Here is a 7,881-nt window from a genome sequence, read left to right on the forward strand (position 1 = left end):
AATCCACAAGCACGTAAAAGAGATCTGTGTGGTGCTCTTTGTACTCCTGCCTTTACTTTATCACTATTCATAAATATCATCCATATAATTTAATTGATAATTTAAAAAATTAGATTTATTTTTTATTTTTTATAGTAATTAACTATTTGTCAATACATATTTAATTAACTTATTATATCCACTTCATCATTTCCTTGAAATTCCTTATCAAAAGTGACAATTCCATCCAATTTGAATAATTTTGCAATTTCAATAATCGAAGCATCGGTAAAACCGAGTTTTTGCCTTTTGTCATCATTCATTTTATTGTATCTTGCCATTACCCTATCATTAAAGTCAAAACAATCATATTCATTAATTATGGTGAAATTATCTTTCAAGAACCTATAGGTTTTTAATGCCCCTTCAGGATTTGATTTTTGACCTATGATAGTGACAATTTCATCTACAATATGATTTGTAATGTAACGTTCATTATCAAATATATTTTCATCGTCTTCCAAAAGAATAGCTCTCTCATGTGTATCATCAGACTTTAAGATATAAGCTACAATAAAATTTGTATCAAATAAGATTTTCATTCATAAAGCTCCTTTTCCAATTCTACAGAATTAGTTTTATATCCTAAATCGATAGAGCCTCTCATTTCTTTAAAACTCACTTTTTTTCTAAAATTTAAAGTTACTTTACCATCATCATCTAAAATCCACTCTATAATATCATCTGGGCCAATATTGCATTCTTTGCGTATTTTAGATGGAATAGCTGTTTGATTGTTCTTATAAATTTTTGTATCTGCATAAATCATGATATCACCAAATACAAATCAATGCTAATTTTTATTATCTTAATCCAAAAATAACTATTGAAATATATATTGACAGTTATATTTAAAATTAACTTTCAAATTAATAAATACCTATTTTTCAAACATTCTTAAAATTTTTTAAGAAAAGAGAGATGTTTAATATAAAACTAAATAAAATTAAATTGTTTATAAAAAGGGATTTAAATTTCTTATTATTTAACTATTGCAGAAATTATAGAAGTTATTTTATGAAATTAAAGCAATATTACAGCTGAATTGTAAAATTTAATAAATAGTAAAAAAGATAAAAATAGTTATAAAATTTTAAAAAAAAGAAAAAAAGATGATTAAATCTAATCTGACTTAATCATAGTTAAAACCATCTTATATGGTCCATTAACTGCTTGCAAAGCATGTGGAACATTTGCAGGCATGATTAGGAACTCGCCTTTTTTGACTGTGTGAGGTTCACCAGCTAATGTGATTTCCGCTTCACCATCGATTATCTGAACCATAGCATCAAAAGGAGCACTATGTTCACTTAATCCTTGACCTTTGTCAAAGGCAAATACGGTTACAGTACCAAGTTCCTTTTTGATTACTTCCATGCTCACAACTGAGCCTTCCTGATATTCAATCAAGCTTTCCATTTCAATTGGTTTTCCTTTTAAATCCATAGTAATTTCTCCTTTCAATTGATTTTAGTGAATTTTAATTAATGTATTTAGATATTTGCTATTTAAATATTTGATTTTTTAAAAATAAAAGATTATGGGAAATTTATCCCATGATCTTTTTAATGTCTTCTTTTGGAGTTGAAACAGGAGTCAAATTGTAGTTTCCAACCAATACATTTAAGATATCCTCATTAGCCCATGCAGGAAGGACAGGTCCAATGAACATGTCGGTTTTTCCAAGGTAGAGCAATGTCCAGAGGATAGCTGCTGCCTTTTGTTCCATCCAGCTTAAGACAATGGTAAGAGGCAATTCATTCAATTCCATTTCAAACAAGTCACATAATGCAACTGCAAGATCAATAGCTACGATAGCATCGTTACATTGGCCTAAGTCCAATAGTCTTGGAATTCCTTCAATGTCCCCTAAATCGAGGTCATTGAATCTGAACTTATTACATGCTAAAGTAAGTACAATTGTGTCTTCAGGCAATTCCTGTACAAACTCTCTGTAATAGTTCATTCTTGGGTTTGGAGTGTCACATCCCGCTACAAGGAAGAATCTTTTAATTTTGCCAGCAAGCACTAATTCCTTGATTTGAGGTGCTAAGGATAAAATAGTGCTTAATCCGAAACCTGTAGTGATTGTGGAAAGCTCTTCAGCTTCCGGACCACCTAATTCAATAGCCTTATCAATCAATGGCTTGAAGTCATAATCTTCAATGACGGTTGCTCCTGGAACCTTTACGATATCCATAGTGAATAATCTGTCAGCATATTCATCCTTAGGAATCAATACACAGTTGGTGGTTCCTAAGATAGCTGCATTGTACTCTGAAAAGATTTTCTTTTGATCAATCCATGCTCCACCGATTTGGCCTGCCAATGACTCGTATTTAGCAAGTTCTGGGTAACCGTGAGCAGGCAACATTTCACTGTGGGTGTAGACCTTTACATCTGTTCCTTCAGTTTGCTTTAAAAGTTCTTCCAATGCCAATAAATCGTGACCGGTTACAATGATTGCAGGGCCACCTTGAGCGCCTACTTTAACTTCAGCAGGTACAGGTTCTCCGAATCTTTCAATGTGAGCTTCTTTAAGCATTTTCATAACTTTGAAGTTAGCTTCTCCAGCATCAAGACCTAATTGGATAAGGTCTCCAGCATCGAAGTTTACATTGGTTAAAGTTGAGTATAAACCTTTAGTCAAGAATTCATCCACTTCTTCATCTCTTGCACCTAATTCATTTGCATGGTAATTGTAAGCTGAAATACCTTTCATAGCAAATATTAAATTGTCTTGAAGTCTTGCAACAAGAGCATCCTTGCCACATACGCCTTTTGCGGTACAAGCACTGCCTCTAGCAGTTTGGGAACATTGATAACAAAACATATTGAAATCGCTCATAATAACACGTCCTTTTTTTAATAATTCAGATTTAATTTTTTTACATCGATTAAAGGAAAAAAATGAAATTTTTTCTATCTTTTTTCCCTTGTGTAATTAAAGGTATTTCTCATAGTGCTTATAAAGATTTTGTAACTAGTACAGGGTAAAAAGTAACAAAATATTTATAAAACAATTTTCATAAGTAAAATATAAGAAAAGATGATAATCCAATTCAAAATAAGTTAAAGAGGGAAAATATGGAATCAATTATAGAATCTTTGGAAAAATTCGGACTAACAAGATACGAAGCGAAAGCATACATAGGAATGACAAATATAATATCAGGAAAAGCTGAAGAAATAGCTAGAACATCAGAGATTCCAAGATCCAAAATCTACAATACCCTAAAGCAATTGGATAAGAAAGGATTCATTACAATAACCCATACAAGACCTCTTGAATACCATGTAGTGCCTCCAAATGAAATATTTAAAAATAAGAAAGAGGAACTTATTAAAGAGCTTGAATCTTCCGAAGAGAAATTGGATGAAATCTATAATGACAACATATCTGAAATCCAAGCTCCTGTTTGGCTAATCAAAACAAGTGAGAACATCATAAATAAAGAGATTGAGATTATTAAGAGGGCTCGTAAATCAATCAATATGAGAATAGGATTTCTCCTTGAAGGGGAAGGGGAAGCACTTATAAAAGCATTCAAAGAGCTTCCAAGAGGTGTTCCAATAAAGATTCTTGCAACTCCTGAATGTTACATCGATGGTGAAAAGCTGGAAATCATCAAGATGTTTGAGGAAGCTAAATTGGATAATTTGGAAATTATAGAAACAGACATCAAATTTGTAAAAATAGTCATTAGGGATGGAAAAGAGCTTTTCCGTACAATAGTAAAATTTACAGGAGAAGAAAAATCAATTCTTCCTGAAACATCTGTTGGGGTTCAAAACAGATATGAAGACATCTGTAAAAACTTTGATGAGCGTTTCCTGAATCAGTTCAATAAGATGAAAGCAAAAAAGAATAAGAAAAATAAAGGAAAAACAGCATAAAAAAAGAAACTAAAGAAAAAAGGGGGAAAAATAATTTTTCCTCTTCTTTAATAGCTTAAAAATGATTATTAAATATTATTGTCCACTTCATAAAAAGGATTTCTTGAAGATAGCCAAACGATTAATGCCATTAATGAAATGAAAATGGTTCCCATCATGACATATGCCCATCCTCCTTGTGACCATAAAAATGAAGCCAATGCGCTTCCAACTGCTCCAAAGAGGAAATTGTTAACTACAAATACAGTATTCAATCGACTGCGCTCTTCATTGGACAAAGCAAATAATCTTGCTTGAGACAATACGGATATTCCTTGTACAGCTACTGAAAATACAGCTGCAATGATAACAATAGCTAAAATGGAATCAGGGAATAGATATCCTCCAATCATTGATATGATGCTAATAATTATAAACACTCCTAAAGCAGGGACACTTAAACCTTTATCCTGCAATTTTCCAAGACCTATTCCAAACACTGCAGCAGTGAGCCCTGCCAAACTAACAAGACCTATTTGGAAAGTATTGTAATTATAAGGTGCTGCTGACAATAGGAATGTCAAGGAAGTCCAGAATATATTAAATACCAAACCGAATATCAATCCGCTGTGCAATAATATTCTGAATAATGTCTTATGTCTTTTGAATGTAGTGAATACACTGAAAATGAGTCCTTTATAGGATTCAAGCTTATTTTTCCTTGGAATTTCAGGCAATATGTATATTATGACCAAAGCCATAATCAAGTTTAAAACAGCTGCAATTATGTATACAGATCTCCATCCCCATAGCCCTGCAATGATACCACTTGCAAATCTTGAAAACAATATCCCTGCAGTTATTCCAGAGGAAACGATTCCGACTATATGTCCACGCTCTTCCTCTTTGCTTAAGTCACCAGCAAGAGGCAAAATGATCTGTCCTGAGATTGTGACTATTCCCATGCTGAATAATGATAGGGACAATATTATGAAAGAAGGAGATAATGCACAGGAAATCAATGCTATGACTGACAATGCCATTACAATGCTTATCAATCTTTTTCTGCGTACAAAGTCCCCTAATGGAACAATGAATAATATGCCTATTGCATATCCTATTTGAGTTGCAGTGATCAATAATCCACCGCTTGCTGCAGAAAGTCCAAAACCGTTGGTAATTTGCACCAGGAGAGGTTGAGCCCAATACAAATTACCTATAGCAAGACCAGAGCATATTGCAAACAAGCCTGCTAAAAAGGTAGTCATCTGAACTGCTTTTTCACTATTCATCTAATATCTCCTTTAATCAAAATATCTTAAACTATGGAAATCAATGGAAAATATCCATTTATAAAAATGAAAAATCTTAGTATTCCTGATTACTTAAAAGAACTCCGCCAACACCGACATTATCGGTTTTCCTTTCATTGAAAAGTACGTAAATCATTTCAATTGGTAAACCTGTTACTCTTGATGCAGATTCTGCGAATTCTTTAGCTAAAATTTCTTTTTGTTCTTTTTCTAATTCTACAATATCAAAACTAATTACTGGCATTTTTTCATCTCCAAATAAGTTAATTCCAATTAAAAGTTTAAAGTTCAGTATATAAATCTTTAATGTGGCATCAATGCCACCTTTTAGAAATAAATGATTTTCCATACTTATTCTTAAAAAATAATTGATTTTGATTTGATTGCAGATTAGAAAACTTAAAGGTGTTTGAAATCCAATATTTAAATATGGATGAAAGAAAACTGAATTATTATGAAAAGAAGTATGAACGAAATCCAGTTGAGGATGCAGTGAAATACCTCAGCAACAAATGGACATTGCATATATTGCGAGACTTGTTTTTAGGAAAAAGCCATTTTAATGAATTTCAAACCAATAGGAAAACTTTAGATAACAAATCATTGTCCAGATGCCTTAAAACAATGGAAACAAACGGTTTAATCTATAAAAAAATAGATGAGGAAGATCCTAAGAATACAGAATATTTCCTAACTGAAAAGGGGAAATCATTCAATAAGGTGTTCTATGAATTGCTCTTGTTTGCTATTGAAAATGATAAGGACAACGAACACTATTCAGAACATGCTAAAAATGAATTAAAGGAAATGTATAAGGAAATTTTACAGATTGAATGAAAAAAATAGACTAAAAAAATTATCAAAAATGATTAATATATAATTTTATAAAAATAAGGATTGGAAAGTTTGATGAAAAACTATTTGATATTACAATAATGCATGATGAATAATGGGGAGCAAACATGACAAATAACGATAAAAGCAATATGACAATCATTGGAGGTACACGCGGTTTAGGAAAATGGTTTGCGGAACACCTGAAAAATGACTTCAACATACGCATAACAAGCCGTGATGAAAGCACTGGAAAAGCTGTTGCAGAGGAAATAGCTGTTGAATACAGCAACAACAACATTGAAGCCATAAAAGATGCAGATATCATTGTCTTCAGCGTTCCTATAGAGCATATGGTTGAAACCATCAAGGAAGTGGCTCCACATGCACCGGAAGGATCACTCTTAATGGATGTTGCAAGTGTGAAAACAGAGCCATCAGAAGCATTGAAAAAATATGCTCCGGAAAATGCAGAGATATTGCCATGCCACCCAATGTTTGGCCCAAGAGTTCCTACACTCCAAAGGCAAATCATCATATTGACTCCTATCGAAAACAGATCCCCTAAATGGTTGCCTCGTGTAAAGGACTATTTAGATAAAACCGAATGTGAAGTTGTAATCACAACACCAAATGAACACGACAAGTATATGAGCATCGTCCAGGGATTGACTCACTTTTCATACATTAGCCTCGCTTCAACAATAAGGAAGCTGAATATCAATGTCAAGGAATCCAGAAACTTTTCAAGCCCTGTTTATACCATTATGCTTGATATGGTCAGCCGTGTGGTTTATCAAAACCCTTATCTCTACTATTCCATACAAAAAAATAATCTGGAAACATCAAATGCAAGGGAAGCATTGATAAAGGAAAGCATATACCTATCAAATTTGATTGAGGAAGGGAAAGAGGACGACTTTGTCAAATCTGTTGTTGAATCAGCAAAGCATTTGGATGGACATGAAGACGCATTGGCTCGTTCAGACAAGGCAATAAGCATGTTGACCCAGAAAGCAAATGTATTGGCAAAATCAATAGGCAAGGAAGTGGGCTTGAAGCACCAACACTCTGAAAACGTGCATATGGGAATTGTAAAGGAAGTCGGTTCAAAATCTGTAATACTTGAAACCGGAGGAAATGATGAAATTTGCTTCAAGCTTTCCAATGTAGACATAATGTCTGAAAATGAGATCTTCGAATGGAAAAAGGATAATCTTCAACTGGAGCATTTTAACTTGTCAGTGCTACTTCCTTCAAAATGTGATGAGAAGCATTTGCTTGAGATGTTTAAGAATATTGAACCTGTCATTGATGTGGAGATTGTTGATGTTTATGATGGTGAACAGATAGATGATTCGCAAAAAAGCTATACCTTCCATTACACATTATTCAAAAGGGAAGATAAAGATTATGTTGAAGAATTCATTGAGGGAATTGGCGGAACCATAAGATAATGATTTCCTAAAAATAGAAAGAAATAGTATAAGATTTTAATGATGAATAGAATTGCTATTAGACTTATTTTAAATATCCGTCAACAATATCGCAAATGTTGTCTCCTACATTTAAAATAGCTGTTCTATACTCATCGGTTCTTTTTGCAAACTCATCATAATTGTCCATGACTTCAAAAATCTTTTCATCCAAGTCTTCAAGGTCACATTCTACAGTTGCCCCTTTGAAGATTGAAACCATGTCATGGTATCTGCCCCACTTCACTCTTTTTAATATTACAACAGGCAAATTGCATACCATAGCTTCGTGAAGCATCAATCCGTCATTGGTGAGTACTGCAAGGTCTGCAAGACACAATAGG

General features: G+C 33.1%; 9 protein-coding genes and 1 pseudogene. 3 read left to right on the forward strand and 7 right to left on the reverse strand.

The annotated features are described in order from the left end of the window. Positions 1–164: 164 nt before the first annotated feature. From ACKI67_RS02600 to hcp, 4 genes are all read right to left on the reverse strand, one after another. On the reverse strand, positions 165–581 hold the full coding sequence (locus ACKI67_RS02600; protein WP_407461844.1) for a PIN domain-containing protein: 417 nt from the start codon (positions 579–581) through the stop codon (positions 165–167). After that, positions 578–808 carry an AbrB/MazE/SpoVT family DNA-binding domain-containing protein gene (locus ACKI67_RS02605; RefSeq protein ID WP_298536352.1) on the reverse strand — a complete coding sequence of 77 codons (231 nt, stop codon included), beginning with the start codon at positions 806–808 and terminating at the stop codon, positions 578–580. The genes ACKI67_RS02600 and ACKI67_RS02605 overlap by 4 nt, the downstream gene beginning before the upstream one ends. A 353-nt stretch (positions 809–1,161) precedes the next feature. Beyond that, the gene (locus ACKI67_RS02610) at positions 1,162–1,485 is read right to left on the reverse strand and encodes a cupin domain-containing protein (protein WP_394349904.1); all 324 of its coding nucleotides are present in this window, start codon (positions 1,483–1,485) and stop codon (positions 1,162–1,164) included. 103 nt (positions 1,486–1,588) lie between these two features. Next, complete coding sequence (hcp, locus tag ACKI67_RS02615) at positions 1,589–2,887, reverse strand: hydroxylamine reductase (protein ID WP_407461846.1); 1,299 nt, start codon at positions 2,885–2,887, stop codon at positions 1,589–1,591. 239 nt (positions 2,888–3,126) lie between these two features. Between hcp and ACKI67_RS02620 the strand changes: the two genes are divergently transcribed. Continuing rightward, positions 3,127–3,936, forward strand: a complete 810-nt coding sequence (locus ACKI67_RS02620; protein WP_407461848.1) for a TrmB family transcriptional regulator — start codon at positions 3,127–3,129, stop codon at positions 3,934–3,936. A 68-nt stretch (positions 3,937–4,004) separates the two neighbouring features. On the opposite strand, the gene ACKI67_RS02625 is transcribed toward ACKI67_RS02620, so the two are convergent. Both ACKI67_RS02625 and ACKI67_RS02630 read right to left on the reverse strand, forming a co-directional pair. Beyond that, positions 4,005–5,207: an MFS transporter gene (locus tag ACKI67_RS02625; protein WP_407461849.1), complete on the reverse strand. Its 1,203-nt coding sequence runs from the start codon at positions 5,205–5,207 to the stop codon at positions 4,005–4,007. 76 nt (positions 5,208–5,283) lie between these two features. Then, positions 5,284–5,577 (reverse strand): 4-oxalocrotonate tautomerase family protein, encoded by a 294-nt coding sequence (locus ACKI67_RS02630; protein ID WP_407461850.1) that lies wholly within the window; start codon positions 5,575–5,577, stop codon positions 5,284–5,286. An 80-nt stretch (positions 5,578–5,657) separates the two neighbouring features. Between ACKI67_RS02630 and ACKI67_RS02635 the strand changes: the two genes are divergently transcribed. Together ACKI67_RS02635 and ACKI67_RS02640 are read left to right on the forward strand one after the other, a co-directional pair. Beyond that, positions 5,658–6,065 carry a winged helix-turn-helix transcriptional regulator gene (locus ACKI67_RS02635; RefSeq protein ID WP_407461851.1) on the forward strand — a complete coding sequence of 136 codons (408 nt, stop codon included), beginning with the start codon at positions 5,658–5,660 and terminating at the stop codon, positions 6,063–6,065. Between the two features lie 125 nt (positions 6,066–6,190). Next, positions 6,191–7,519, forward strand: coding sequence for a prephenate dehydrogenase (locus ACKI67_RS02640; RefSeq protein WP_407461852.1), 1,329 nt, complete (start codon positions 6,191–6,193; stop codon positions 7,517–7,519). A gap of 64 nt (positions 7,520–7,583) precedes the next feature. Here ACKI67_RS02640 and ACKI67_RS02645 read toward each other — a convergent pair. Next, positions 7,584–7,881, reverse strand: a pseudogene (locus ACKI67_RS02645) (glycosyltransferase family 1 protein); the annotation flags it as partial.

The sequence above is a fragment of the Methanobrevibacter sp. genome (assembly GCF_045577275.1).
In the GTDB taxonomy this organism is placed as follows: Archaea; Methanobacteriota; Methanobacteria; order Methanobacteriales; family Methanobacteriaceae; genus Methanobrevibacter.